The following is a 25,048-nucleotide window of genomic DNA, read 5'->3' on the forward strand; positions in this document are numbered from 1 at the left end:
CCGGCGCGGCTGAGGTCGCCGTGGTCCGCGGTCCCGATCCGGGCCACGGCGACCTCCGTGCCGCAGGCCACGTCAGCGGCGGGTGATCTCCACGGTCACCTCGGCGGAGGCCGCGGTGTGCCAGGGGTCACCGGCGTATGTCACGCCGTACCTCGCCTGACCGATCCTGCTCGGCGTGTCGGTCACGGTGAAGGTGCCGTCGGCCGCCACCGTGACGGTGCCCAGCGGGGTGCCTTCCGGAGCGGCGGCGTCGTAGCGTGTCACGGCGACGGTGGCGCCGGGAGTGAAGCCGGCTGCCGGAGCCAGGGTGCCGGTGACGGTCAGTTCCCGGTACCTCCTGCTGGTCGGGGGCGCCTCGAGGGCAAGGGTGGTCTGCACGGTGGTGGCGACCTGCCGCGCATGGAACCGGAGGCCCATGACGCCGGTCTGCTGTGTCACGGCGAAGACCCGGCTTCCGTCAGGCGCCCAGGCAAGCCCCTCGTCCACCAGCCTCTCGGTGGTACCGCCCAGCTCGACCGTGGTCAGCGGAGCGGGAGCGCCCGGTGCGTAGAAGGACAGGTCCGGCACGTCGACGCTGTTGTTGGAGGTTCCTCCGGCCACCGTGCCGTCGGGTGCGACGGCGACGGTCTGGGGAGAGGGCGAAGCCGCGGGGGTCCCCTGGTCCGTGAGGTCGTCGAGGCGGAAGGTCCGGTAGCCGGGCGATACGAGGGCGGCCACGACGACGCTCCGGCCGTCGGGTGTCACGGCCAGGTCCCGCAGACCGTTCATCTCGGTCCCGGAGAAGACCCGCCGGGCGGTCGCCTCGGGTGATCCACTGCTCACGTCGTACACCGTGAGGGTGTTGACGTTGGGGTTGCCCGTGCCGGCCACCAGCACGTCGGGGTCGGCGGGGGAGGCGACGAGCTCCGCCCCCCAGTCCAGTGAAGCGTCCAGACCGAGCTCGATCACCGGTTCGGCACCGGACACGTCGACCGACCCGAGGTCCCCGGTGTTGCCGTATCCGAACCACAGCTTCCCGCCCGCGAAAGCCAGGCTCCACGGGGCGGTGTCCCCGCCCACGAAGTACCGTGCGGTCTCCGTCAGGGTCGCGGTGTCGTACGCGACGATGGTGTCGATGTCCCGCGCGGCCACGTAGAGGGTCCGGGAGTCGGGCGAGAGGGCCAGCCCGCCGGCGCCCGGCAGGCCGCCCAGCCAGGTGCTGTTCCCGCCGTCGTAGTCCGTCACCACGACCCGGCCGTCCGCCCCCGCGGGCATGCTGAGAAAGACCCGCTTGCTGCTCCCGTCGACCTCCATGTCGGCGAGGGAGTACAACGGCAGCGGCACGCCGCCCGCCGCGTACGCCGGGGCGGCTCCCGGAACGGTCAGCAGCAGCGAACCGAGGGCTGCGGTGAAAGTGGTGCCCAGCGCCCGTCTGAGTATGCGCAAGGTAGTGCCCTTCTGTGTCCGATGAATCACGGCGGCACACCGGTTGGACGACCGGAGGGGGCGGCGTGGGGCGCCGCCCGCCAGGATTCTGCGGCGCCCAGTCCCATGAAGCACGGCGGCACACCGGTTGGACGAGCCCCGCTCCTTCGCGGCCCCATGCTCGTTCCTGAGATCGGCTACGCCGGACGGTCGGTCATTCCCGCACCCGCGAGGCCCGACAGCAGGACCCGGGTGAAGTCGTGCACCCACTCCTCGTCGGCCGGTTCCGCGCTCACCAGGGTGCGGTGCACCACCGCGCCGGCCACCATGTCGAAGATCAGGTCGACCGTGCGGGCCGCCTCGCCGGCGTCGGACTCCGGCGGCAGCTCGCCCCGCGCCTGCGCCCGCGCCCGGCCGGCGAGGATGAGACGCTTCTGCCGGTCCACGATCGAGGCGCGGATGCGCTCGCGCAGGGCGTCGTCGCGGGTGGACTCGGCGACCACCGCCATCAGGCCGCTGCGGGCCTCCGGGCGGGCCAGGATGCCGGCGAACTGGAGCACCACGCCCTCGATGTCGTCGGCCAGGGAGCCGCGGTCGGGGAGCCGGAGCTCGTCGAAGAGCTCGGCGACCGCGTCGACCACCAGCTCGTTCTTGCCCGCCCAGCGGCGGTAGAGGGTCGTCTTGGCAACCCCGGCCCGCGCGGCCACGTCTCCCAGGGTGAGCCTCGACCAGCCCAGATCGACCAGGGCAGCCCGCGTCGCGGCCAGGATCGCGGCGTCCGCCGCGGCGCTGCGCGGGCGCCCGGCACGGCCGGCGGGGGTACTGCTCTGCATTCCCCGACCCTAACCGGCGGGTAACCGGCGAGTAACCGGCGAGCGGTCGTGAGGGAGATCACTGGAGCGGGCTGTCCCGGCGGCCCGTGGTGGCATTACGCTACGGGGCGTAGCGAAAGCGCGGGTCCGCCCGCGCCCCAGCGACGACCACGGGCGAGGGTGGGGACCCGGCGCCAACGGCACACTTCAGGGCGGGCTTTCGGCCCGTTTTTCACGCACGCGCGGAGTACGGGGGAGGATAGGCCCATGCAGCCACGGAACATGTCCATGAGCGGGGTCGTCGACCTCGCCGCGGTGAAGCAGGCCCAGGAGGCCAAGGCGAAGGCGGAGCAGGCGCGCGCCGAGGCGGCCCGGCACGGCGGGACGGGGGCCGTCTCCCCGGCCGACCTCGTCATCGACGTCGACGAGGCCGGCTTCGAGAGTGAAGTCCTGCAGCGGTCCACCGAGGTCCCGGTCGTCATCGACTTCTGGGCCGAGTGGTGTGAACCCTGCAAGCAGTTGAGCCCGGTCCTCGAGCGGCTCGCCGTCGAGTACGGCGGCCGTTTCCTCCTCGCCAAGATCGACGTCGACGCCAACCAGATGCTGATGCAGCAGTTCGGCGTCCAGGGCATCCCGGCCGTCTTCGCGGTCGTCGCCGGACAGGCACTGCCGCTCTTCCAGGGCGCCGCCGGCGAGACGCAGATCCGCCAGACCCTGGACCAGCTGGTGCAGGTCGCCGAGGAGCGCTTCGGCCTGACCGGTCTCGCCGTCGACCCCGAGGCGGAGCCGGGCGCGCAGCCCGCCGCCGCCCCCGAGCGTCCGGCCGGGCCGCACGACGCGGCCCTGGAGGCCGCCGTACAGGCGCTGGACGCGGGCGATCTGGCCGGAGCCGTCCAGGCGTACAAGAACGTACTGAGCGAGGACCCGGGCAACACGGAGGCCAAACTGGGCCTTTCCCAGGCCGAGTTGCTCCAGCGTGTGCAGGACGCCGACCCGCAGCGGGTCCGTCAGGACGCCGCCGACAAGCCGGGTGACGCCCAGGCGCAGATCGCCGCCGCCGACCTGGACCTGGTGGGCGGTCACGTGGAGGACGCCTTCGGGCGCCTCGTCGACACGGTGCGCGTCACGGCCGGCGACGACCGGGACGCCGTGCGCGTGCGGCTGCTGGAGCTCTTCGAGGTGGTCGGCGCCGACGACCCGCGGGTTGCCGCGGCGCGCAGGGCGCTGGCCCGCGCCCTGTTCTAGAGGGCGGTTCGGGCGCCCGTTACCGACCGGTCGTCGACCGTTCGTCCGGATGGTGCCCGTGTGAAAGAGCTGTCGACGAGACGCCAGTGCGGCCGCGCTTTACCAAATCTTGGTAATCGCGGCCGCTGTTACTGCCAGTAAGTCGGTGGCGGCGGTCTGTCGGATTCTGTCCGGCGATCAACAGTTTTGTTCCGCCCTGATGGCGCACCGAGCGTCGCCGTTCGGGGCCGGTCCGTCGTCCCGCGGTCGCGCAGCCGTTACCAGCGAGTAACGAACCCCCTTGTGTCGAGGGCGAGAATGCACCACGATCGGCGACGCTCGGTCCATTCCCGTACCCCGAAAGCCAGTCGGGTCGCGGGGGTTCCTGGGTCCCCACCGAGCAGGGCCGGCGGCAGTGGAGCCGGCTCTTGGGCAGGGGGGTCTTCGTCCACCCGGCGAAGCCTGTCCAGCAGGGTTGTGCGTGATCGTGTCAGGCGCGACCAGTGGTTGTCGCTCGGGGGTGATCGCCGGTGATCCGGGCGCGTTCCGTACGCGCCGGGCTCGGGCGCTCTCCTTCCCGAGGACGTAGCACTTCTCCCATCCCTGCCAGGCCGAGCCGCCGATCCCGGGGCGGGCCGAGGCCAGGAGATGTACGTCCGAGAAGGAGGAAATATGGAGTCCCAGGTGCGTGGCGGGACCAGATGGAAGCGGTTCGCTGTGGTCATGGTGCCCAGCGTCGCCGCGACGGCAGCGATAGGCGTCGCCCTCGCGCAGGGTGCGCTCGCGGCGTCGTTCAGCGTCTCCGGCCAGTCGTTCAAGGTGACGGCGGACAAGCTCGACGGCACGGGCTTCTCCCAGTACGGGGCGATCGACTCGGGTTACACGCTGAAGGGCGAGAAGGCGGCTCACCCCGTCGCCGTGTCGGCGTTCACGTCCGCGGACATCACGAACATGTGCCAGTCCGTGGTCACCCCGAACCTGCCGTTGATCGGCTCGGTCAGCCTCACGCTGAAGGCCGGTGGCAAGGGCACCCCGGTCCACGCGGAGAACCTGTACATCGACGTCGAGGACCTCTCCGCGAACGCCACGTTCACGAACATCGACATCGGCGTGGCGGCCGGGGACATGAAGGACGGCCCCGGTCCGGGCATGAAGGGCGGTAAGGAGCAGGCCAACCCGCACGGGTTCGGTCAGCAGGCCGAGCGGGCCGTCCTCACCGACGTGAAGCAGACGGCGTGGGCGACCACCGCCGGAACCTTCAAGCTCAGCGACCTGAAGATGTCGCTGTCCAAGGGCGTCAAGGAGTGCTACTAAGCACTCGCTGACGGGCGGGGGCGCCGAGGGCATCCCCGCCCGTCCACCCTCCGGCCGCCCTCGCGCGCGGCCCACATCTCCACCTCAGTAACGCCGTAACAGGGAGCTGTTTTCCATGAGCGCCGAGACTCCTGCCGCATCCGGCCAGTTTGCCCGCCGGCGGCTGCAGTTCCGTGCCTGGCGAGGCACGCGGCCGTTCTGGGCCGGCCTGTTCGTCGCCCTCGGCGGCCTTCCGATCATGTACTTCCCGTACGCGAACCTCCAGATCGGTCACCTGACGCTGGCGATGGCCACCACCGCGGGCTCCGGGTCCCTGATCATCGGCGTGCTGCTGGTCGTCCTGGGCGTCAGCCTGTGGTTCCAGAAGCATGTCCGGGTCTTCGCCGGCGTGGCGGCGATCCTTCTGGGTCTGGTCTCCATCCCGGTGTCCAACTTCGGCGGCTTCGTCATCGGCTTCCTGTTCGCGCTGATCGGCGGAGGCATGGCGGTGGCGTGGGTGCCGGGTGAACCCCCGTTGGCGGAGCCGCCGTTGGAACGCGGGGCGACGGACGACGCGCCCGAGAGCGCGCTGCCCGACACACAGGTGCCCGACGGACAGGTGCGCGACACGCAGGTGCCCGACGCCACGGTCCCGCAGCCGCGGGACGGGGTGGACGGTGGGGGCCCGTCCCATGCCTCCAAGGCACCGGGGGAGAACGAACTGTCAGTGACGAGCCCGGCCAACGGGGCGAACGGGAGGCACAGTGCCGGCTGACGAGGTGACCCGCGGGACTGACGTGGAGTCGTCCCGTGTGAGAACCGGGCCGCGTCACGCGGCACCCAAGAAGCCGTTGTTCACCAGGTTCCACATGCCGGCCGGGAAGGCGATAGCCCTGGCGGCGATGCCCACGGCCGTCCTCATGGGGATGGGGTTCACGCCGACGCTGGCCCTGGCAGACGGCAACGACGCGGCGCCGCCGACCTCCAACAGCCTGACGGCCGACGAGTACAAGGACTGCGTGGCGGCCCTGGAGGACGCCGAGAAGGGCACGTCCGAGTCGCCCACACCGTCCCCCTCGGCGACCGACGGGGCCGACGAGGACGAGACCGGCACGACGGAGCCCAGCCCCTCGGACCCCGCGGGGGATTCCGGCAAGGACACGGACGGCTCCTCTTCGTCGGATTCAGGTTCCGACGACAAGGACGCCAAGGACGCCAAGGCCGACGAGGGCGAGAACGCGGGCACCGCCGATCCCGCCCCGAGCCCTTCCGCGTCGCAGGATGCGCAGGGCAAGGAGTCGCGGAGCGAGGAGGCGGCCGGCGCGGGCGCCACGGCGCCGTCCCCCTCCGCGTCCGAGTCCCCGGGTGTGCTGGAGGGTATCGGGGACGCCATCGAGGACTTCTTCACCGGTGGAAAGAAGGCCGAGGAGAGCCCGAGCCCCACGCCGACCCCGTCGGCGGCCGAGAGCGCAGGCGAGGACGCGTCCGACCCTGCCGAGGAGGCCACCGACAAGGAGGCCACCGACGAGGGCACGGCGAAGGACGCCGTGGAGGACCCGGCCGGCGCGGCGTCCGACGCGGCCGAGGACACCGGGAAACCGGCGGACGAGGCGGACGAGGCTGCCGAGGACGCGAAGGAGCCGGCCGGGGAGGCGACCGCCTCGCCCAGCCCCAGCGCCTCCGAGAGCGCCGGTACGGACGTGGACGACTGCCCGGTCGCCACGGACGAGGAGGGCGGCGTCGACAACGCGGTGCCGCTGCCCGACGACCCCTGGCAGCTCAACGCGAGCTCGCTGACGCTGAAGGGCGCCTCCTACAAGGGAGTCGTCGAGGTGAAGACGGCCAACGGCACCACCAAGAAGGTGCTGAAGTACGTCATCTCCGACGGCACCGACATCGGCGACCTGCACCAGACGGTGAAGGACGAGCAGGCCGGCAAGACCTACCACGTGCAGGCGGCCGAGGGATCGACGTCCACGATCCGCGACGGCGACACGGTGATGTACACCGAGAGCATCTCGGGCAACCTGCTCGGGCTGATCCCGATCACCTTCGACCCGGAGCACCCGCCGCCGCTGGACATCCCGCTCATCTACTTCACGAAGGTGACGGTCGTCCAGGCCGGTCAGTTCGGCGGGACGCTGCACATCCCCGGGCTGCACCAGTACGTCACGGACTGAGCCGCGTCCCGGACCCGTCCGGGAGCCGTGACACACCGAGGGCGCCCCCCGCGATCACAGGGGGCGCCCTCGGTGCCGTACGGAAGTCCCGCGCGGGAGGTCAGCCGCGTCGCGTCTCGCCCAGGTGGTGGACGCGGACCATGTTGGTGGTGCCGGGCACGCCGGGGGGCGAACCGGCGGTGATCACGACGATGTCGCCGTCGTTGAACCGGCCGAGGCGCATCGTCTCCTGGTCCACCAGGTCGACCATCTCGTCGGTGCTGTTCACGAACGGCACCACGTGCGGCTCCACGCCCCAGCTGAGCGCCAGCTGGTTGCGGGTGGACTCGTCGGTGGTGAAGGCGAGGATCGGCTGGGCCGCGCGGTAGCGGGACAGCCGGCGGGCCGTGTCACCGGACTGGGTGAAGGCCACCAGGCCCTTGCCGCCCAGGAAGTCGGCGATCTCGGCGGCGGCACGGGCCACCGAACCGCCCTGCGTGCGGGGCTTCTTGCCGGGGACCAGCGGCTGCAGGCCCTTGGAGAGCAGCTCCTGCTCGGCGGCGGTGACGATCTTCGACATCGTCTTGACGGTCTCGATCGGGTACGCGCCCACCGACGACTCCGCCGACAGCATGACCGCGTCCGCGCCGTCCAGGATCGCGTTGGCCACGTCGGAGGCCTCGGCGCGGGTCGGGCGCGAGTTGGTGATCATCGACTCCATCATCTGGGTCGCCACGATCACCGGCTTGGCGTTGCGCCGGCACAGCTCGATCAGGCGCTTCTGCACCATGGGGACCTTCTCGAGCGGGTACTCGACGGCCAGGTCGCCACGGGCGACCATGACGGCGTCGAAGGCCGCGACGACGCCCTCCATGTTCTCCACCGCCTGCGGCTTCTCCACCTTGGCGATGACGGGGACCCGGCGGCCCTCCTGGTCCATCACGCGGTGCACGTCGGCGACGTCCTTGGCGTCCCGGACGAAGGAGAGCGCGACCAGGTCGCAGCCCATGCGGAGCGCGAAGCGGAGGTCCTCGATGTCCTTCTCGCTCAGCGCGGGCACGTTCACGGCCGCGCCGGGCAGGTTGATGCCCTTGTGGTCGGAGATGACGCCGCCCTCGATGACGATCGTCCGCACCCGGGGGCCCTCGACCTCGGTGACCTTCAGCTCGACGTTGCCGTCGTTGATGAGTACCTGGTCGCCCTTGGTCACGTCGCCGGGCAGGCCCTTGTACGTCGTGCCGCAGATCGTCCTGTCACCCGGTACGTCCTCGGTGGTGATGGTGAACTCGTCACCGCGCACCAGCTCGACGGGACCCTCCGCGAAGGTCTCCAGGCGGATCTTCGGGCCCTGCAGGTCGGCGAGGACACCGATGGCCCTGCCGGTCTCCTTGGCGGCGGCCCGTACACGGTCGTAACGCCCCTGGTGCTCGGCGTGGGTGCCGTGGCTGAAGTTGAAGCGGGCCACGTTCATGCCGGCTTCGATCAGCGCTACGAGCTGCTCGTGGGAGTCGACCGCGGGGCCGAGAGTACAGACGATTTTCGAACGGCGCATGGGGCGATCCTATCGGTTTGTTTCGCTGCGGAATATTCCGTCTGGCGGAAGATACAAATGGGCGCCTCGGTGCTCACAAGAGAATTCTTCAGCTGTCCTCGGATGCCCTCTGCTTTCCCTTTTCGACCAGAGCGTAGGTCTGTGTCGCGATCTCCATTTCCTCGTCCGTCGGCACCACGGCCACCGCCACCGGCGCGTCCGCGGGCGAGATCAGCCGCGCCCCGTCCCCGCGTACGGCGTTCAGCTCGCCGTCGACCGCGAGGCCGAGCCCCTCCAGGCCCGCCAGGGCGGCCTCCCGCACCGGCGCGGAGTTCTCCCCGACCCCGGCCGTGAAGGCCACCGCGTCCACCCGTCCGAGGACGGCGTAATAGGCGCCGATGTACTTCTTCAGCCGGTGAATGTAGATGTCGAAGGCCAGTCGCGCCCGCTCGTCGCCGGCGTCGACACGGCGGCGGATCTCCCGCATGTCGTTGTCGCCGCACAGACCGATCAGACCGCTCCTCTTGTTGAGGAGAGTGTCGATCTCGTCGGCGGACATTCCACCAACACGCATCAAATGGAAGATGACGGCCGGGTCCATGTCTCCCGACCGCGTACCCATCACGAGCCCCTCCAAGGGCGTCAGCCCCATGGAGGTGTCCACGCAACGGCCGCCCCGCACCGCCGAGGCGGACGCCCCGTTGCCCAGGTGCAGCACGATGACGTTCACGTCCTCGGGTGTTTTCCCCAGCAGCTTCGCGGTCTGACGGGAGACGTACGCGTGCGAGGTGCCGTGGAAGCCGTAGCGGCGGACGCGGTGCGCGTCGGCGGTCTCGACGTCGATCGCGTAGCGGGCCGCGGACTCCGGCATCGTCGTGTGGAAGGAGGTGTCGAAGACGGCGACCTGCGGCAGGTCCGGGCGCAGCGCCCGCGCGGTGCGGATGCCGGTGAGATTGGCCGGGTTGTGCAGCGGGGCGACCGGGATCAGCCGCTCGATCTCGGCGAGCACCGCCTCGTCGACGACGGTCGGCTCGGTGAAGTGCTTCCCGCCGTGCACCACGCGGTGCCCTATCGCGGCCAGCTCGGGCGAGTCCAGACCGAGGCCGTCCTTGGCCAGCTCCGCCGCCACCGCCTTCAGCGCCGCGTCGTGGTCGGGAACGGACCCGCTCCACTCACGGCTCTCGCCGCCCGCCGGGGTGTGCCTGAGCCGTGAGGTCTCCTCGCCGATCCGCTCGACGAGGCCCATCGCCAGCCGGTCGCTGCCGCGCATGTCGAGCAGCTGGTACTTCACCGACGACGAGCCGGAGTTGAGGACGAGGACACGGGCCGGAGCCGGGGACGTGGTCGGGGCCGGGGTCGGGCTCACAGGTCGGACACCTTCTCGCTGGGGGACTGCTGGGCCTGGATCGCCGTGATGGCGACGGTGTTGACGATGTCCTGGACGAGCGCGCCCCGGGACAGGTCGTTGACCGGCTTGCGCAGCCCCTGGAGCACCGGCCCCACGGCGATGGCGCCGGCCGAGCGCTGCACGGCCTTGTACGTGTTGTTGCCGGTGTTCAGGTCGGGGAAGATCAGCACGCTGGCCTGCCCGGCGACCTCCGAGCCCGGCAGCTTGGTCGCGGCCACCGACGGCTCGACGGCGGCGTCGTACTGGATCGGCCCCTCGATCCTGAGGTCCGGACGGCGCGAGCGGACCAGCTCCGTCGCCTCGCGCACCTTGTCGACGTCCGCGCCCGACCCGGACGTGCCCGTCGAGTACGACAGCATCGCGATCCGCGGATCCACCCCGAACCGCGCCGCCGTGGACGCCGACTGGGTCGCGATGTCGGCGAGCTGCTCGGCGTCCGGGTCCGGATTGACCGCGCAGTCGCCGTAGACCAGGACCTTGTCGGCCAGGCACATGAAGAAGACCGACGAGACGATCGACGCCTCCGGCTTCGTCTTGATGATCTCGAAGGCCGGGCGGATCGTCGCCGCCGTCGAGTGCACCGACCCCGACACCATGCCGTCGGCCAGCCCCTCCTGCACCATCAGCGTGCCGAAGTAGTTCACGTCGGAGACGACGTCGTACGCCAGCTCCACGGTGACGCCCTTGTGGGCGCGCAGGGCGGCGTACTTCTCGGCGAAGGAGTCCCGCAGCTCGCTGGCGGCCGGGTCGATCAGCTGCGCGTCGCCGAGGTCGATGCCCAGGTCTGCGGCCTTCTTGCGGATCTGCTCGACGGGGCCGAGCAGCGTCAGCTCGCACACGCCCCGGCGCAGCAGCACCTCCGCCGCGTGCAGCACCCGCTCCTCGGTGCCCTCCGGGAGGACGACTCGGCGCAGGTCGGACCGGGCCTGCTCCAGCAGCGTGTGCTCGAACATCATCGGTGTGACGCGGTCGCTGCTCGGCGCCGAGACCCGCCTGCTGAGCTCGGCGGTGTCGACGTACCGCTCGAAGAGCCCGAGGGCGGTCTCCGCCTTGCGCGGGGTGGCCGCGTTGAGCTTGCCCTCCAGGGAGAACAGCCGCTCGGCGGTGGGGAAGCTGTTGCCGGTCACCGAGAGCACCGGCGTGCCGGGGGCGAGGCGGGCGGCGAGGGTGAGGATGCCGTCGCCGGGCACCTCGTTCAGGGTGAGCAGGACGCCGGCTATCGGCGGGGTGCCGGCGCTGTGCGCGGCCAGCGTGCCGATCACCAGGTCGGCGCGGTCGCCGGGCGTGACGACCAGGCAGCCCGGGGTCAGCGCGCTCAGCAGGTTGGGCAGCATGGCCCCGCCGAAAACGAAGTCCAGCGCGTCACGGGCGAGCCCCGAGTCGTCGCCGAGGACCACCGCGGCGCCGAGGGTGTGGGCGATCTGGGAGACGGTCGGCGCGGACAGCGCGGGCTCGTCCGGCACCACCCAGCACGGCACCGGCAGCCGGCCGGTGAGCCGCTCGGCGATCTCGTCCCGGTCCTCGCGGGCGACCCGGTTGGTCACCATGGCCAGGACGTCGCAGCCCAGCCCGTCGTAGGCGCGGAAGGCGTTGCGGGTCTCGGCGAGCACGGACTCCGCGGTCTGCTTGCGGCCGCCGACGACCGGGACGACCGAGGCGCCGAACTCGTTGGCGAGCCGCGCGTTCAGCGACAGCTCGTCCGGGAACTGGGTGTCGGCGAAGTCGGTGCCGAGGACGAGGACGACGTCGTATTCCCGGGTGACCAGGTGGAAGCGGTCGACCAGCGCGGACACCAGCTCGTCCGTGCCCTGTTCGGCCTGGAGCGCGGACGCCTCCTGGTAGTCCATGCCGTACACGGTCGCGGGGTCCTGCGCGAGCCGGTAGCGGGCCCGCAGCAGCTCGAAGAGCCGGTCGGGCCCGTCGTGGACCAGGGGACGGAAGACGCCGACCCGGTCGACCTGCCGGGTCAGGAGTTCCATGACCCCCAGTTCGACGACCTGGCGGCCGTCGCCGCGGTCGATACCGGTCACGTACACGCTGCGCGTCACGCGTTGCTCTCCGTTTCGTGTGGTGGCGGCTTCGTCCGGTGGCGGCTGTCCCGTGCGGTGGCGGCTGTGCCGTGCACAGAGATCGCCCATCGGGGTGAGCAGAACCCTCTTGACAGTACCTCCGGCGATGGCTACGGCGCCCGTCAACGTCCGCCGGTGGACCGGTGCGCGCCCGTGCCCGCGGACACTCGTCCGCGCCCGCCTGCGTTCGGCCGCGCCCGCGCCCCGGGGGTGCTCGTCCGTGCCCCTCCGCGCTCGTCCGTGCCGGTCCGTGCGCGCCAGTACGGGCGTGTGCACGCCGGTGCCCCTCCATGGCCCGGCCGTGGAACAATTGGAGCGGCTCACCGGTGTCAACAGCGAGCAGGAGACACAGCACGATGCGTATCGGAGTTCTCACCGCAGGCGGCGACTGCCCCGGCCTGAACGCAGTGATCCGGTCGGTCGTGCACCGAGCGGTCGACAACTACGGCGACGAGGTCATCGGCTTCGAGGACGGTTACGCGGGCCTGCTGGACGGCCGCTACCGCGCGCTCGACCTGAACGCGGTCAGCGGCATCCTGGCCCGCGGCGGCACCATCCTCGGCTCCTCCCGGCTGGAGCGCGACCGGCTCCGCGAGGCCTGCGAGAACGCCGGCGACATGATCCAGAGCTTCGGCATCGACGCGCTCATCCCGATCGGCGGCGAGGGCACCCTGACCGCCGCCCGGATGCTGTCGGACGCCGGCCTGCCGGTCGTCGGCGTGCCGAAGACCATCGACAACGACATCTCCTCCACCGACCGCACCTTCGGCTTCGACACCGCGGTCGGCGTGGCCACGGAGGCGATGGACCGCCTCAAGACCACCGCCGAGTCCCACCAGCGCGTGATGGTCGTCGAGGTCATGGGCCGGCACGCCGGCTGGATCGCCCTGGAGTCCGGCATGGCCGCCGGCGCCCACGGCATCTGCCTGCCCGAGCGCCCCTTCGACCCCGCCGACCTGGTCAAGATGGTCGAGGAGCGCTTCTCCCGCGGCAAGAAGTTCGCCGTCGTCTGCGTCGCCGAGGGCGCCCACCCCGCCGAGGGCTCCATGGACTACGGCAAGGGCGCGATCGACAAGTTCGGCCACGAGCGCTTCCAGGGCATCGGCACGGCACTGGCGTACGAGCTGGAGCGCAGGCTCGGCAAGGAGGCCAAGCCGGTCATCCTCGGCCACGTCCAGCGCGGCGGCGTACCGACCGCGTACGACAGGGTGCTCGCCACCCGCTTCGGCTGGCACGCGGTGGAGGCCGCGCACCGGGGCGACTTCGGCCGGATGACCGCGCTGCGCGGCACGGACGTCGTCATGGTGCCGCTGGCCCAGGCCGTGACCGAGCTGAAGACGGTGCCGAAGGACCGGATGGACGAAGCGGAGTCGGTCTTCTAGACGCGCGCCGGGGTCTTCTGGATCCCTGCCCGGGGTCTTCCGGACCCACGCCAGGGCCTTCCGGACCCCCGCCAGGGCCTTCCGGACCCCCGCCAGGGCTTCCGGACCCTCGCCAGGGTCTTCCGGACCCTCGCCAGGGTCTTCCGGACCCCCGCCAAGGTCTTCCGGACCCACGCCAGGGCCTTCTGGACCCCCGCCGGGGTCATCTGGACCCTGGCTAGGGGTGCCTCTCGACCGCCGCCCAGAAGTGCTCCACGATCCGGTCGAGGAAGTCGCGGCCCTGGGCGCTCGCGTCGGGGCCGCCGCCGCCCCACCGGAGGGTGGCGGCCATGTGCCCCTGGTAGTCCTGGTGCAGCACCTGGAGGACGTTCTCCAGGACCCGCCGGTCCAGCGGCGCCACCTTGGCGACCGGACGCACATACCCCTGCCAGCGGGTGGTCACCGCGCTCGACAGCAGGTCGGCGAGCTTCTCCTCGCGCCCTGTGACGGTCACGAAGTCGGGCAGCGCGAGGCCGAGCACGTCGGCGAGCGCGGACGACTGGCGGTCGGTGCCGCGCCAGCCCTCCGTCTCCTCCATCCGCAGGTAGGCCGGGAGCGCGACCCCGACGGCACGGGCTACGTCCTCCGGTGCCAGACCGCGGGCGACGCGGTGCTCGCGCAGGGTCTGAGGCCGGCCGATCAGCTCGCCCGGCGAGCACCACAGCACCCCGGCGAGAGCCGTGAGCTCCGCGGTCCCGGGCGAGGCGACCCCCCGCTCCCAGGCGGCGACGAGGTCCGGGGTGACGTACGGCAGCCCGTACGAGACCCGCATGCCGTGGGCGACGTGCTCGGGCCCCATGTTCAGGGCGGCACGGAGCCGGCGGGCGGCGAGGGCGTTGAACGGCGGTCCCGACTGGTTCGGGTGGGGTGAGGGTCGGCGCACGCGCCACACCGTAGGGGGCCGGGGAGGGCTTGACTACGGGCTGTTCGGCCAGTGATACGGATTGTACGAACCTACGGTCGTATTACGGGCATGTGCGCAACCGTCCCACGCACCGTGGGACCGTCCCGTGGACCCCCTTGACCTCCCGCTCACCCCTTGACCGCCCCGCCCAGCGCGAACCCTCCGCCCAGGCGCCGGGAGATCAGCACGTAGAGCAGGATGACCGGCGTCGAGTAGACGATCGAGAACGCCGCCAACTGCCCGTACGCCACCATGCCCCGGTTGCCGAAGAAGTCGTTGATGCTCACCGAGGCGGGCATCTGGTCCGGGGTGAGCAGCAGCATGAACGGGACGAAGAAGTTCCCCCACATCATCACGAACGAGAACACCGTCACCACCGCGACCCCCGGCCCCATCAACGGCAGCACGATTCGCAGCAGCGACTGGAACGACGACGCCCCGTCCGTCCACGCCGCCTCCTCCAGCTCCTTGGGCACGCCGTCCATGAAGTTCTTCATGAGCCAGATGGCGAAGGGGAGCTGGGAGGCGGCGAAGAAGAAGATCGTGCCGTGCATGGTGTCGATCATGTTGACCCGGACGAAGAGGGCGTAGACCGGCACCATGATCGCCGTGATCGGCAGGCTGGTCGCGAACAGGACGGTCAGCAGGAACGGCCGGTTCAGCCGGGACCGGAAACGGGAGAGCGGATACGCCGCGAGCGCCGCGCACACCACCGTCAGCAGGGTCGCGCCGCCGCACAGGACCAGGCTGTTGAGCAGCGGGGTGAAGGTGATCTCCGGGGTGAGGATCGCGTCGAAGTGCTCCAGGGTGAGCCCGTCGGGGACCTTCACCCTGAGGCTCGCGCGCGGGTCCAGCGCGGACAGCACCACCCAGGCCAGCGGCAGCACGAAGGCGGCGGACGCCACCAGCAGCCCGGCGTCGGCGGCCAGCCGGCGCCTGTCGCGCCGGGAGGCGGAAGCGGGAGTGCGGCGGGGCGCGACCGTGGACGCCATCTCAGACCTCCGTCCGCAGCAGGCGCAGGTACACGACCGAGAACAGCGAGCCGATCAGCAACAGCAGCAGTGCCACCGCCGTGCCGTAACCGATCAGACTGTTCTGGAAGGCCTGCTCGTACATGAACAGCGGCAGCGTCTGGCTCTTCCCGCTCGGACCGCCGCGCGTCATCACCCAGATCAGTCCGAAGACCGACAGTGTCTGCAGGGTGTTGAGCATGAGGTTGGTGCCGATGGAGCGCCGGATCATCGGCAGCGTGATGTGCCACATCCGCCGCCAGCCGCTCGCCCCGTCCACCTCGGCGGCCTCGGTGACCTCTTTGGGGATCTCGTTCAGCGCGGCCGAGTAGACGAGCATCGAGAACGCCGTGCCCCGCCACACGTTGGCGAAGGACACCGCCAGGATCGGCAGCGTGAACAGCCAGTTCTGGGAGGGCAGGTGAAGCCAGTCCAGGACGGCGTTGAGAGTGCCCTCGCGGCGGAAGAAGGCGTAGAGCAGGAAGCCCGCCACCACCTCCGGCAGCACCCACGCCGTGACGACGATGCCGCCGGTGAGCGTACGGACCGGCTTGGAGGCCCGCTGCATCAGCGAGGCCAGCGCCAGACCCAGGGTGTTCTGCCCGATCAGCGAGGACAGGACCGTGAACACCAGGGTCAGCCACACGGCGTTGAGGAACGCCTCGTCCTGGAACGCCCGCCGGAAGTTCTCGAAGCCGACGAAGGACGACTCGGCCTGCCCGGTGAGCTGGAGGTCGGTGAAGGCGATGACGACGCAGTACGCGATCGGTCCGGCGAGGAAGAGCAGCAGCAGGACGACGGCGGGGGAGACGGGCAGGGCCCGGAACAGGGACCGCCGCGCGGTGGCGGACCCCGTGCGGCGGGCCGGTCGCGGGACGGGCGGGCCCGGGGGCGCCTTGCGGACCTCCGGACCCGTGTGCCGCGGCGTGGCCGCGGTCACTTGCGGACCACCTGGCCGTCGGTGGCCTCCCCCAGTGCCTCGTCGTAGTCGCGAGCCGCCTCCTCGACCGACTTGTCGCCGGTCGTCACGCCCTCCATCGCCTCCTGGATGGCGACGGAGACCTTCGGGTACGCCGGGTAGGCGGGCCGGTAGTGGGTGACCTCGACGAGGTCGGTGAAGAACTCGATGCCGGGCTGGGCGTCGACGTACGCGGGGTCGTTCGCGACGTCCTCGCGGACCGCGATGCCGGAGTTGGCGACGTACCACTTCTGGGCGTTGGCCTTGGTCTGCATCGTCTTGATGAACTCGAAGGCCAGGTCGGGGTTGCCCGCCTTGTCCGGGATCGACCAGGTCCAGCCGCCGGACATGCTCACCCTGCCCGGCGCCTGCCCGTGCTGGGTGGGCATGGCGGCCAGCCCCAGCTCCTTCGACCACTCGGGCCACTCGTGCCCGCTGCCCTCCAGCCAGTCCTGCGGCAGCCAGGAACCGTCGAGCGCGATCCCGAGCTTGCCCTGCGGGAGCAGCTCCCCGCGCACCTTGGTCCCGAAGTTGGGGTCGAGCGCGTCGGAGACCTCCGGGCCGAGCTTCTCCTTGTACACGGTCTCGACGAAGGCGAGGGAGTCCTTGAAGCCCTGCCCCGCCGCGATCCACTTCTTGCCGCTCTTGTCGTACAGCGGGTCCGTGGTGCCGTCGTTCGTGCCGTACAGCAGCATCTGGAAGCCCTGCATGGTGGCGGCCTCACCGGCCGGCTTGCCCGTGTACACGTTGAGCGGCGTGACGCCGGGGACCTTCTCCTTGATGGCGCGGGCGGCGTCGAGGACCTCGGCCCAGGTCTTCGGCTGCCAGTCGGCGGGCAGCCCGGCCTTGGCGAACACGTCCTTGCTGAACCACAGACCGCGGGTGTCCGTCCCGTCCGGGACGCCGTACGTCTTGCCGTCCTCGCCCTTCGCCGCCGCCTTCGCGGTGTCGATGAACCGGTCCCAGTCCTGCCACTTCGCCAGGTAGTCATCGAGGGGCTTCAGATACCCGCTGGTGATGTCGGAGTTGATGAGGAAGGTGTCCTCGTAGACCAGGTCCGGCGCGGTCTTGGGGGAGCGGAGCATCTGCTGGAGCTTGGTGTAGTACTCCGAGTCCGGGGCCTTGATGGGGACGAGCTCGACCTTCTTGCCCGGGTTGGCCTTCTCGAACTGCTTCTTGACGCCGGCGAGATAGGTGTCCATCACCTTGATGGAGTTGTCCGTCGACTGCTTGAAGGAGACCTTCACCGTGTCCGGGTCACTGCCGGAGCCGCTTCCGCAGGCGGTGAGGGCGGTGGAGGCGAGTGCGGTGAGGCTTAACAGGGCGGTGAACCGGACGGACCGGACGGTGGGACGCACGGGCAAGACCTCCTACGGGCACGACGCTGTGGCCGGGACGACTGCTCGGCGAACGTAAGAGGACCGGTCTGGTCAGGTCAATGCGTGTGCGGTGGACAACCTGTGTTCATCGGTGCTCAGCGGCCCCGCCCGGCCTCCCGGCCCCACCGGTACACCAGCTCCGGCCGCCCCACCTGCCCGTACAGCGGCCGCCGTCCCGCCCGCCCCGCGTCCACCAGGTGTTCCAGGTAGCGCCGGGCCGTGATCCGCGAGATGCCCACCGCCTCGGCGACCCCGGCCGCGGTGAGGCCCTCCTCGGAGCCCCGCAGCGCGCCCGTCACCCGCTCCAGCGTCGGCCCGCTCAGCCCCTTCGGCAGGGCGGCCGGGCCGGGGGCCCGCAGCGTGGCCAGCGCCCGGTCCACCTCGTCCTGGCCGCTGGCCTCCCCGGCCGCGCCCCGGAACTCGGCGTACCGGACCAGACGGTCCCGCAGGGTGGCGAAGGTGAACGGCTTCAGCACGTACTGCACGACACCCAGCGACACCCCCTCCCGTACGACCGCCAGGTCCCGCGCCGACGTCACCGCGATCACGTCCGTGTGGTGCCCCGCCGCCCGCAGCGAACGGGCCAGCTGCAGTCCGTGCACGTCCGGCAGGTGCAGGTCGAGCAGGAGCAGGTCCACCGGCGTACGGTCCAGCGTGCGCCGTGCCTCAGCCCCGGTGTGCGCCTTGCCGACGGCCGTGAATCCCGGCACCCGGCCGACGTACATCACGTGCGCGTCCGCGGCGACGGGATCGTCCTCGACGACCAGGACACGGATGGGCTGCGGGGCGGTCATACGGCGCCTCCGGGGGCCGGTCTGCGGGCCGGGGCTCCGGTGCCGGGCGCGGGCCGGGGCCGCCGGCGGGGGCGGACCGGGCGGGCCGGGTGGACCAGGACGGCCGGGTGGACCCGGCGGACGGGGCGGGCGGGGCGGTACGGCCGTCCGGCGTTCATGCCTCGCCTCCCGGTATCGCTCCGCCCGTCAGGGCGTCCGGCGCCGGTGCGCGGTCCCCGGCGTCGGAGGGCGCACGCCGGGGGCCGGTGTCGGACAGCGGAAGCCGGGCCTCGAAGCGGGCGCCGCCGCCCTCGGCCTCCGCCACGGTCAGGGTGCCGCCGTGCCGTCGCACCGCCTGCCGCACCAGCGCCAGCCCCAGGCCCCGTCCGCCCTCACCGGCCGGCTTGGTCGAGTAGCCCCGCTGGAAGACCAGGTCGGCATGGGCGGGGTCGACCCCGGCGCCGGTGTCCGACACCCGCAGCACCAGTTCCGGGCCGCCGCCCGGCGCCGCGCCCGTGTACGCCGAGACCGTCACCCGTGAGGGCACCCCGTCCTGGGCCGCGTCCACCGCGTTGTCGACCAGGTTGCCCAGGATCGTCACCAGGTCCCGGGCGGGCAGGGACGGCGGCAGCAGCCCGTCGTCCAGTCGGCTGTCCTGCGACACCACCAGCTCCACTCCCCGCTCGTTGGCCTGCGCCGTCTTGCCCAGCAGCAGCGCCGCCAGCACCGGCTCGCCGACCGCCGCCACCACCTGGTCGGTGAGTGCCTGCGCCAGTTCCAGTTCGGCCGTCGCGAAGTCCACGGCCTCCGCCTCGCGCCCCAGCTCGATCAGCGAGACGACCGTGTGCAGCCGGTTGGCCGCCTCGTGCGCCTGCGAGCGCAGCGCCCGGGAGAAGCCGCGCTCCGAGTTCAGCTCGCCCGTCAGCGACTGCAACTCGGTCACGTCGCGCAGCGTCACCACCGTGCCCCGGTGCTCCCCGCCGGAGACCGGCGAGGTGTTCACCACCAGGACCCGGTCCGCCGCCAGATGCACCTCGTCCACCCGCGGCTCCGAGGCCAGCAGCGCCCCCGTCAGCTGCGCCGGCAGCCCCAGGTCGGCGACCGAGGTGCCCACCACGTCGCCGGTCACCCCGAGCAGCTCCCGTCCGCCGTCGTTGATCAACGCGACGCGGTACTGCCCGTCCAGCATCAGCAGGCCCTCCCGCACCGCGTGCAGCGCCGCCTGATGGTAGTCGTGCATCCGGCTCAGCTCGTCCGCGTTCATACCGTGTGTGTGCCGCCGCAGTCGGGCGTTGACCACGTACGTGCCGACCGCGCCGAGCAGCAGCGCGCCGGCCGCCACCCCGAGCAGCGCCGTCAGCTGCTCCTGCGCCCGTTTGCTGATCTCCTCGACCTTGATCCCGGCGCTGACCAGGCCGACGACCCGCCCGGTGTCCTCCACGGGGGTCACCGCCCGTACCGACGGCCCGAGCGTGCCCGTGTAGGTCTCGGTGAAGGTCTCGCCCCGCTGCGCGCGCTCGATGTGGCCGCGGAAGGGATGGCCGATTTGCCTCGGGTCCGGGTGGGTCCAGCGGATGCCCTCCGGATCCATGATCGTCACGAAGTCCACGTCGGTGTCCCGCATGACCCGCACCGCGTACGGCTGGAGCCGCGCCGTCGGGTCGGGCGTGCGGATCGCCTCCAGCACCGACGGCGAGTCGGCGATCGCCAGCGCCACCGACCTGGCCTGCCGCCCGGCCGCCTCCTGGGCCTGCTGCCGGTCGCTGACGTAGGTGAACAGCGCGTAACCGGCGACCACGACCGCTATCAGTACCGCCTGCATGGCGAAGAGCTGACCGGCCAGGCTACGGGGTCTCGGGACGCGGAGGTGCATGCCGCCAGTCTCTCTCGTGGCTTGATTGTGAACTAAATGAACGCAAGGGTGACCGCGCTCACAACACGGGAGATAGTCGCCAGATCCCCGATACAAACCCCCGGACGTGAGCCGCACGCCGGTGAGTACCGACGACGTCGTCAAGGAGGGCAGCCGTGACCAGCAACGCCGCTACAGCACCTGCCGCACCCAAAGCCAAGCGGGACCGCACGCACTATCTCTACATCGCGGTGATCATCGCGGTCGTCCTCGGCATCGCCGTCGGTCTCGCCGCCCCGGACTTCGCGACCGAGCTGAAGCCGCTGGGCACCGGCTTCGTGAACCTGATCAAGATGATGATCTCGCCGATCATCTTCTGCACGATCGTCCTGGGCATCGGCTCGGTGCGCAAGGCCGCCAAGGTCGGCGCGGTGGGCGGTATCGCCCTGGTCTACTTCCTCGTGATGTCGCTGGTGGCCCTCGCCATCGGCCTGGTCGTCGGCAACATCCTGGACCCGGGCACGGGCCTCGCGGTCACCGACGCCATCAAGGAGACCGGTCAGGCGCAGGTCGACGCGGAGGCCAAGGGCACCACCGAGTTCCTGCTGGGCATCATCCCGACCACGATCGTCTCCGCGTTCACCGCGGGCGAGGTCCTGCAGACCCTGCTGATCGCCCTGCTGTGCGGCTTCGCCCTGCAGGCCATGGGCTCCGCCGGGCAGCCCGTCCTGCGCGGCATCGAGCACATCCAGCGGCTGGTCTTCCGCGTCCTGGCGATGATCATGTGGGCCGCTCCGGTCGGTGCCTTCGGCGCCATCGCCGCGGTCACCGGCTCGGCCGGCGTCGACGCGCTCAAGAGCCTGGCCGTGCTGATGCTCGGCTTCTACGTCACCTGCTTCCTGTTCGTCGTCCTGGTGCTGGGCGCGATGCTGCGGCTGGTCGCCGGCGTGAACGTCCTCTCGCTCTTCAAGTACCTGGGCCGCGAGTTCCTGCTGATCCTGTCCACCTCCTCGTCGGAGTCGGCGCTGCCGCGTCTGATCGCGAAGATGGAGCACCTGGGCGTCAGCAAGCCGGTGGTCGGCATCACCGTCCCGACCGGCTACTCGTTCAACCTCGACGGCACCATGATCTACATGACCATGGCCTCGCTGTTCATCGCCGACGCCATGGGTACGCCGATGTCGATCGGTGAGCAGATCCCGCTGCTGCTCTTCCTGCTGGTGGCCTCGAAGGGCGCGGCCGGTGTCTCCGGTGCCGGTCTCGCCACGCTGGCCGGCGGCCTCTCCTCGCACAAGCCCGCCCTGGTGGACGGCATCGGCCTCATCGTCGGCATCGACCGCTTCATGAGTGAGGCCCGCGCCCTCACCAACTTCGCGGGCAACGCCGTCGCCACCGTCCTGATCGGCACCTGGACCAAGGAGATCGACAAGGACCGGGTGGACGAGGTGCTCGCCGGACGGGCCCCGTTCGACGAGAAGACGCTCCTGGACGACCATGCCGGCGCCGACGACGGGGACGACGCCCCGGAGGTGCCCGAGCAGGGCGGCGAGAAGGAGCTGGCCAAGGCCTGAGGCCGCGCGACGCCCCCCACTCCGGTCGGCTGAGATACTCCCCCCGTTGCTCAGCCGTCCGGCCCCGAGAACCCCGCGCCTTCCGCGCGGGGTTCTCCTCGCTCTCCCTGTTCTCCTTGCCTTGCCGTCAGCGTCAAGGCTTACGTTCGTTCCCATGCGAATCGGCGAGCTGGCCGCACGGGCCGGAACCACCACGCGGACGCTGCGGTACTACGAGTCGCGGGGACTGCTGTCCGCGCGGCGCACCGGCAACGGTTACCGGACGTACGACGAGGACGACCTGAAGCTGCTGCGGCAGATCAGGACGCTCCAGGACTTCGGGTTCGACCTGGAGGAGACCCGACCGTTCGTGGAGTGCCTGCGCGCCGGGCACCCCGAGGGCGACGCGTGCCCCGCCTCCCTCGTGGTCTACCGGAGCAAGCTGGCGGAGTTGGACGCGCTGATCGAGCAGCTCACGTCGGTGCGGGCGCAGGTGGGCGCCCAGCTGGCGCGGGCCGAGGCGGCGGTTCCGGGAGGCCCGGAGCCCAAGTGCGAACTGGGAGGACACGCATGAAGAGCAGCGGTGTGACCGAGGTGACGGACGCGGGGTTCGCCGCGGAGGTGCTGGGCAGTGAGCTGCCGGTGCTGGTGGAGTTCACCGCGGACTGGTGCCCGCCGTGCCGGCAGATGGCTCCGGTGCTCGGCGCCCTCGCCGAGGAGGAGGGGGACCGGCTCCGGGTGGTGCAGCTGAACGTCGACCAGAACCCGGCGACCACCAACGCGTACAAGGTGCTGTCCATGCCGACCTTCATGGTGTTCCGCGGGGGTGAGCCGGTGAAGTCCATGGTGGGCTCCCGGCCCAAGCGGCGGCTGCTGGAGGAGCTGTCGGACGTGCTGTAGCCGCCCGGTGGTCGACGGGTGACAACAAGAAATCCCCCGAGCAATTGCGCTCGGGGGATTTCTTTGCGTATATTCGTTGATTCGTGACTTCAGCACAATGAAGGCACGAAGAAGTTCATGGGCACAGCATATCCGGGCGGGAGTGGAATTGTCAAACACCGAATTTCCGGACGATGAATTGCGGCACGAGCAGGAATTCATCGACGGACTGTACGCACGCGTGGACGCGCTGCGCGGCGACACCGAGGTCTCGGTCACCCAGGCGCTCGCGCAGGGCAACACGCCCCAGCAGGCCCGGCTGGAGCGGGACATCCTGGTCGCCGAGCGCTCCGGGCTGCTCGCCGCGCTCAACGCGGTGGACGGCTCCCTCTGCTTCGGCCGGATCGACCTCACCTTGGGTGCGGGCCACCACATCGGCCGGATCGGCCTCCGCGCGGACGACGCCGAACGCACCCCGGTCCTGATCGACTGGCGGGCCGACGTCGCCCGCCCCTTCTACCTGGCCACCGGCCACACCCCGATGGGTCTGCGCCGCCGCAGGCACATCGCGAGCGAGGGCCGCACGGTCACCGCGCTGCACGACGAGATCCTCGACCTCGGCGACGAGACGCGGACCGGCCACGAGGACCCGTCCGGCGACGCCGTGCTGCTCGCCGCGCTGAACTCCGCGCGCACCGGCCGCATGGGCGACATCGTGCAGACCATCCAGGCCGACCAGGACCGCATCATCCGCGCCCCGCACCGCGGCGTCCTGGTCGTCGAGGGCGGCCCCGGCACCGGCAAGACCGCCGTCGCCCTGCACCGCGCCGCCTATCTGCTCTACGAGCACCGCGAGCTGCTCGCCAAGCGCGCCGTCCTCATCGTCGGCCCCAACCCGGCCTTCCTCGGCTACATCGGCGAGGTACTGCCCTCCCTGGGCGAGACGGGCGTGCTCCTGTCCACCGTCGGCGAGCTGTTCCCCGGCGTGAAGGCCACGGCGACGGACACCCCCGAGGCGGCCGCGGTGAAGGGCGGCGCCGGCATGGCGGAGGTCCTCGCCGAGGCGGTCCGCGACCGGCAGGCACTGCCCGACCCGGTCATCGCCATCGAGCACGACCGCGAGATCCTCATGCTGGACGACGACCTGGTGAGCGTCGCCCGCGAGCGCACCCGTGGCGCGAAGCTGCCGCACAACGCGGCCCGCGAGCACTTCGAGGGCCACATCCTCAACACCCTCACCGACATGGTCGCCGAACGCATCGGCACCGACCCCTACGACGGCTCCAACCTCCTCGACCCCAGCGACATCACCCAGATCCGCGACGAACTCGCCGAGAACCCCGAGGTCTGGTCGGCCATCGACCAGCTCTGGCCCCGGGTGACTCCCCAGCGCCTCGTCGCCGACCTCCTCGCCGCACCCGAGGGCTACCTCCCCGCCGAGGACGCCGCCGCCGTCCGCCGCCCGGTCACCCGGCACTGGACCGTCGCCGACGTACCCCTGCTGGACGAGGCGGCCGAGCTGCTCGGCGAGGACGACCGGATCGCCCGCACCCGCGCCGAACGCGAGCGGGAGGCGCAGATCGCCTACGCGCAGGGCGTGCTGGACGTGTCGTACGCGTCCCGGACCTACGAGTTCGAGGACAAGGACGAGGAGGAGGCGGAGGTGCTGTCGGCGCACGACATCATCGACGCCGAGCGGTTCGCCGAACGCCAGGAGGAGGACGACCACCGCAGCGCCGCCGAACGCGCGGCGGCCGACCGCACCTGGGCCTTCGGGCACATCATCGTGGACGAGGCGCAGGAGCTGTCCCCGATGGCGTGGCGGCTGCTGATGCGCCGCTGCCCGACCCGCTCGATGACCCTGGTCGGCGACCCGGCGCAGACCGCGGAGGCGGCGGGCGTCGGCTCCTGGTCGAAGATCCTCGCCCCCTACGTCGAGGACCGCTGGGAGCACACCCGACTGGGCGTCAACTACCGCACCCCGGCCGAGATCATGGACGTCGCGGCGGCCGTCGTCCGCGCCGGCGACCCGGAGTTCGAACCGCCGAGTTCGGTGCGGTCCACGGGCGTACGCCCCTGGATCCGCGCCACCGGCGACCTCCCGGCCGCCGTCGCCGAGGCCGCCCGGGAGCTGACCCCCGAGGAGGGCCGCCTCGCCGTCATCGCCCCGCGCGAGCTGCACCGGGCCCTCGCGGCCCGGCTGGACGGCGTGACGGCCGGCGCCGAGCCGGACCTGACGCGGAACGTCGTCCTCCTCGACCCGCGCCAGTCCAAGGGCCTGGAGTTCGACTCCGTCCTGGTCGTCGAGCCCGGCCGCTACGGCACGAGCGACCTGTACGTGGCCCTCACCCGGGCCACCCAGCGGCTCGGCGTCCTGCACACCGAGCCGCTGCCGGAGGGACTCGTGGACGCGTCCTGACCG

21 protein-coding genes are annotated in these 25,048 nt (G+C 71.2%); 9 read left to right on the forward strand and 12 right to left on the reverse strand.

The window, feature by feature from the left end; all coding sequences use genetic code 11:
* Positions 1-72: 72 nt before the first annotated feature.
* Together QC283_RS13880 and QC283_RS13885 are read right to left on the reverse strand one after the other, a co-directional pair.
* Positions 73-1,425 (reverse strand): hypothetical protein, encoded by a 1,353-nt coding sequence (locus tag QC283_RS13880; RefSeq protein WP_279561797.1) that lies wholly within the window; start codon positions 1,423-1,425, stop codon positions 73-75.
* A gap of 176 nt (positions 1,426-1,601) precedes the next feature.
* Entirely contained in the window at positions 1,602-2,237 is a 636-nt protein-coding gene (locus QC283_RS13885; RefSeq protein ID WP_279561798.1) for a TetR/AcrR family transcriptional regulator, read from the reverse strand.
* Positions 2,238-2,483: 246 nt separating this feature from the next.
* Here QC283_RS13885 and QC283_RS13890 point away from each other — a divergent pair, with 246 nt between their 5' ends.
* The 4 genes from QC283_RS13890 to QC283_RS13905 all read left to right on the forward strand — a co-directional run bounded on the left by QC283_RS13890 (position 2,484) and on the right by QC283_RS13905 (position 6,913).
* Entirely contained in the window at positions 2,484-3,461 is a 978-nt protein-coding gene (locus QC283_RS13890) for a tetratricopeptide repeat protein (protein WP_279561799.1), read from the forward strand.
* Positions 3,462-4,112: 651 nt separating this feature from the next.
* The gene (locus QC283_RS13895; protein ID WP_279561801.1) at positions 4,113-4,754 is read left to right on the forward strand and encodes a DUF6230 family protein; all 642 of its coding nucleotides are present in this window, start codon (positions 4,113-4,115) and stop codon (positions 4,752-4,754) included.
* Between the two features lie 115 nt (positions 4,755-4,869).
* Positions 4,870-5,508 carry a DUF6114 domain-containing protein gene (locus QC283_RS13900; RefSeq protein WP_279561802.1) on the forward strand — a complete coding sequence of 213 codons (639 nt, stop codon included), beginning with the start codon at positions 4,870-4,872 and terminating at the stop codon, positions 5,506-5,508.
* Positions 5,498-6,913 (forward strand): hypothetical protein, encoded by a 1,416-nt coding sequence (locus QC283_RS13905; protein WP_279561803.1) that lies wholly within the window; start codon positions 5,498-5,500, stop codon positions 6,911-6,913. The genes QC283_RS13900 and QC283_RS13905 overlap by 11 nt, the downstream gene beginning before the upstream one ends.
* Positions 6,914-7,013: 100 nt before the next feature.
* On the opposite strand, the gene pyk is transcribed toward QC283_RS13905, so the two are convergent.
* From pyk to pta, 3 genes are all read right to left on the reverse strand, one after another.
* Positions 7,014-8,444 (reverse strand): pyruvate kinase, encoded by a 1,431-nt coding sequence (gene pyk, locus QC283_RS13910; RefSeq protein ID WP_279561804.1) that lies wholly within the window; start codon positions 8,442-8,444, stop codon positions 7,014-7,016.
* An 88-nt stretch (positions 8,445-8,532) separates the two neighbouring features.
* Positions 8,533-9,789, reverse strand: a complete 1,257-nt coding sequence (locus QC283_RS13915) for an acetate kinase (RefSeq protein WP_279561805.1) — start codon at positions 9,787-9,789, stop codon at positions 8,533-8,535.
* The gene (gene pta, locus QC283_RS13920; protein ID WP_279561806.1) at positions 9,786-11,879 is read right to left on the reverse strand and encodes a phosphate acetyltransferase; all 2,094 of its coding nucleotides are present in this window, start codon (positions 11,877-11,879) and stop codon (positions 9,786-9,788) included. Before pta ends, QC283_RS13915 begins: the two co-directional genes overlap by 4 nt.
* Before the next feature lie 377 nt (positions 11,880-12,256).
* Here pta and QC283_RS13925 point away from each other — a divergent pair, with 377 nt between their 5' ends.
* Positions 12,257-13,282 carry an ATP-dependent 6-phosphofructokinase gene (locus tag QC283_RS13925; RefSeq protein ID WP_279561807.1) on the forward strand — a complete coding sequence of 342 codons (1,026 nt, stop codon included), beginning with the start codon at positions 12,257-12,259 and terminating at the stop codon, positions 13,280-13,282.
* 217 nt (positions 13,283-13,499) lie between these two features.
* Here QC283_RS13925 and QC283_RS13930 read toward each other — a convergent pair whose 3' ends face one another.
* From QC283_RS13930 to QC283_RS13960, 7 genes are all read right to left on the reverse strand, one after another.
* The gene (locus QC283_RS13930; protein ID WP_279561808.1) at positions 13,500-14,213 is read right to left on the reverse strand and encodes a helix-turn-helix domain-containing protein; all 714 of its coding nucleotides are present in this window, start codon (positions 14,211-14,213) and stop codon (positions 13,500-13,502) included.
* 140 nt (positions 14,214-14,353) lie between these two features.
* On the reverse strand, positions 14,354-15,217 hold the full coding sequence (locus tag QC283_RS13935) for a carbohydrate ABC transporter permease (protein ID WP_279561809.1): 864 nt from the start codon (positions 15,215-15,217) through the stop codon (positions 14,354-14,356).
* A gap of 1 nt (position 15,218) precedes the next feature.
* On the reverse strand, positions 15,219-16,175 hold the full coding sequence (locus QC283_RS13940; protein ID WP_279561810.1) for a carbohydrate ABC transporter permease: 957 nt from the start codon (positions 16,173-16,175) through the stop codon (positions 15,219-15,221).
* Entirely contained in the window at positions 16,172-17,551 is a 1,380-nt protein-coding gene (locus QC283_RS13945; protein WP_279561811.1) for an extracellular solute-binding protein, read from the reverse strand. Before QC283_RS13945 ends, QC283_RS13940 begins: the two co-directional genes overlap by 4 nt.
* A 116-nt stretch (positions 17,552-17,667) precedes the next feature.
* Positions 17,668-18,366 (reverse strand): response regulator, encoded by a 699-nt coding sequence (locus QC283_RS13950; RefSeq protein WP_279561812.1) that lies wholly within the window; start codon positions 18,364-18,366, stop codon positions 17,668-17,670.
* The gene (locus QC283_RS13955) at positions 18,363-18,524 is read right to left on the reverse strand and encodes a hypothetical protein (RefSeq protein ID WP_279561813.1); all 162 of its coding nucleotides are present in this window, start codon (positions 18,522-18,524) and stop codon (positions 18,363-18,365) included. Before QC283_RS13955 ends, QC283_RS13950 begins: the two co-directional genes overlap by 4 nt.
* Positions 18,521-20,218 carry a sensor histidine kinase gene (locus QC283_RS13960; RefSeq protein ID WP_279561814.1) on the reverse strand — a complete coding sequence of 566 codons (1,698 nt, stop codon included), beginning with the start codon at positions 20,216-20,218 and terminating at the stop codon, positions 18,521-18,523. Before QC283_RS13960 ends, QC283_RS13955 begins: the two co-directional genes overlap by 4 nt.
* Positions 20,219-20,373: 155 nt before the next feature.
* On the opposite strand from QC283_RS13960, the gene QC283_RS13965 reads away from it, so the two are divergent.
* The 4 genes from QC283_RS13965 (at position 20,374) to QC283_RS13980 (ending at position 25,045) form a co-directional block, all read left to right on the forward strand.
* Positions 20,374-21,768, forward strand: a complete 1,395-nt coding sequence (locus QC283_RS13965; protein ID WP_279561815.1) for a cation:dicarboxylate symporter family transporter — start codon at positions 20,374-20,376, stop codon at positions 21,766-21,768.
* Between the two features lie 154 nt (positions 21,769-21,922).
* The gene (locus tag QC283_RS13970; RefSeq protein ID WP_279561816.1) at positions 21,923-22,321 is read left to right on the forward strand and encodes a MerR family transcriptional regulator; all 399 of its coding nucleotides are present in this window, start codon (positions 21,923-21,925) and stop codon (positions 22,319-22,321) included.
* 11 nt (positions 22,322-22,332) lie between these two features.
* Complete coding sequence (locus tag QC283_RS13975) at positions 22,333-22,647, forward strand: thioredoxin family protein (RefSeq protein ID WP_279562004.1); 315 nt, start codon at positions 22,333-22,335, stop codon at positions 22,645-22,647.
* A gap of 97 nt (positions 22,648-22,744) precedes the next feature.
* The gene (locus QC283_RS13980) at positions 22,745-25,045 is read left to right on the forward strand and encodes a HelD family protein (protein WP_279561817.1); all 2,301 of its coding nucleotides are present in this window, start codon (positions 22,745-22,747) and stop codon (positions 25,043-25,045) included.
* Positions 25,046-25,048: the final 3 nt, after the last annotated feature.

It is taken from the genome of Streptomyces sp. DH41, assembly GCF_029813785.1.
GTDB lineage: Bacteria > Actinomycetota > Actinomycetes > Streptomycetales > Streptomycetaceae > Streptomyces.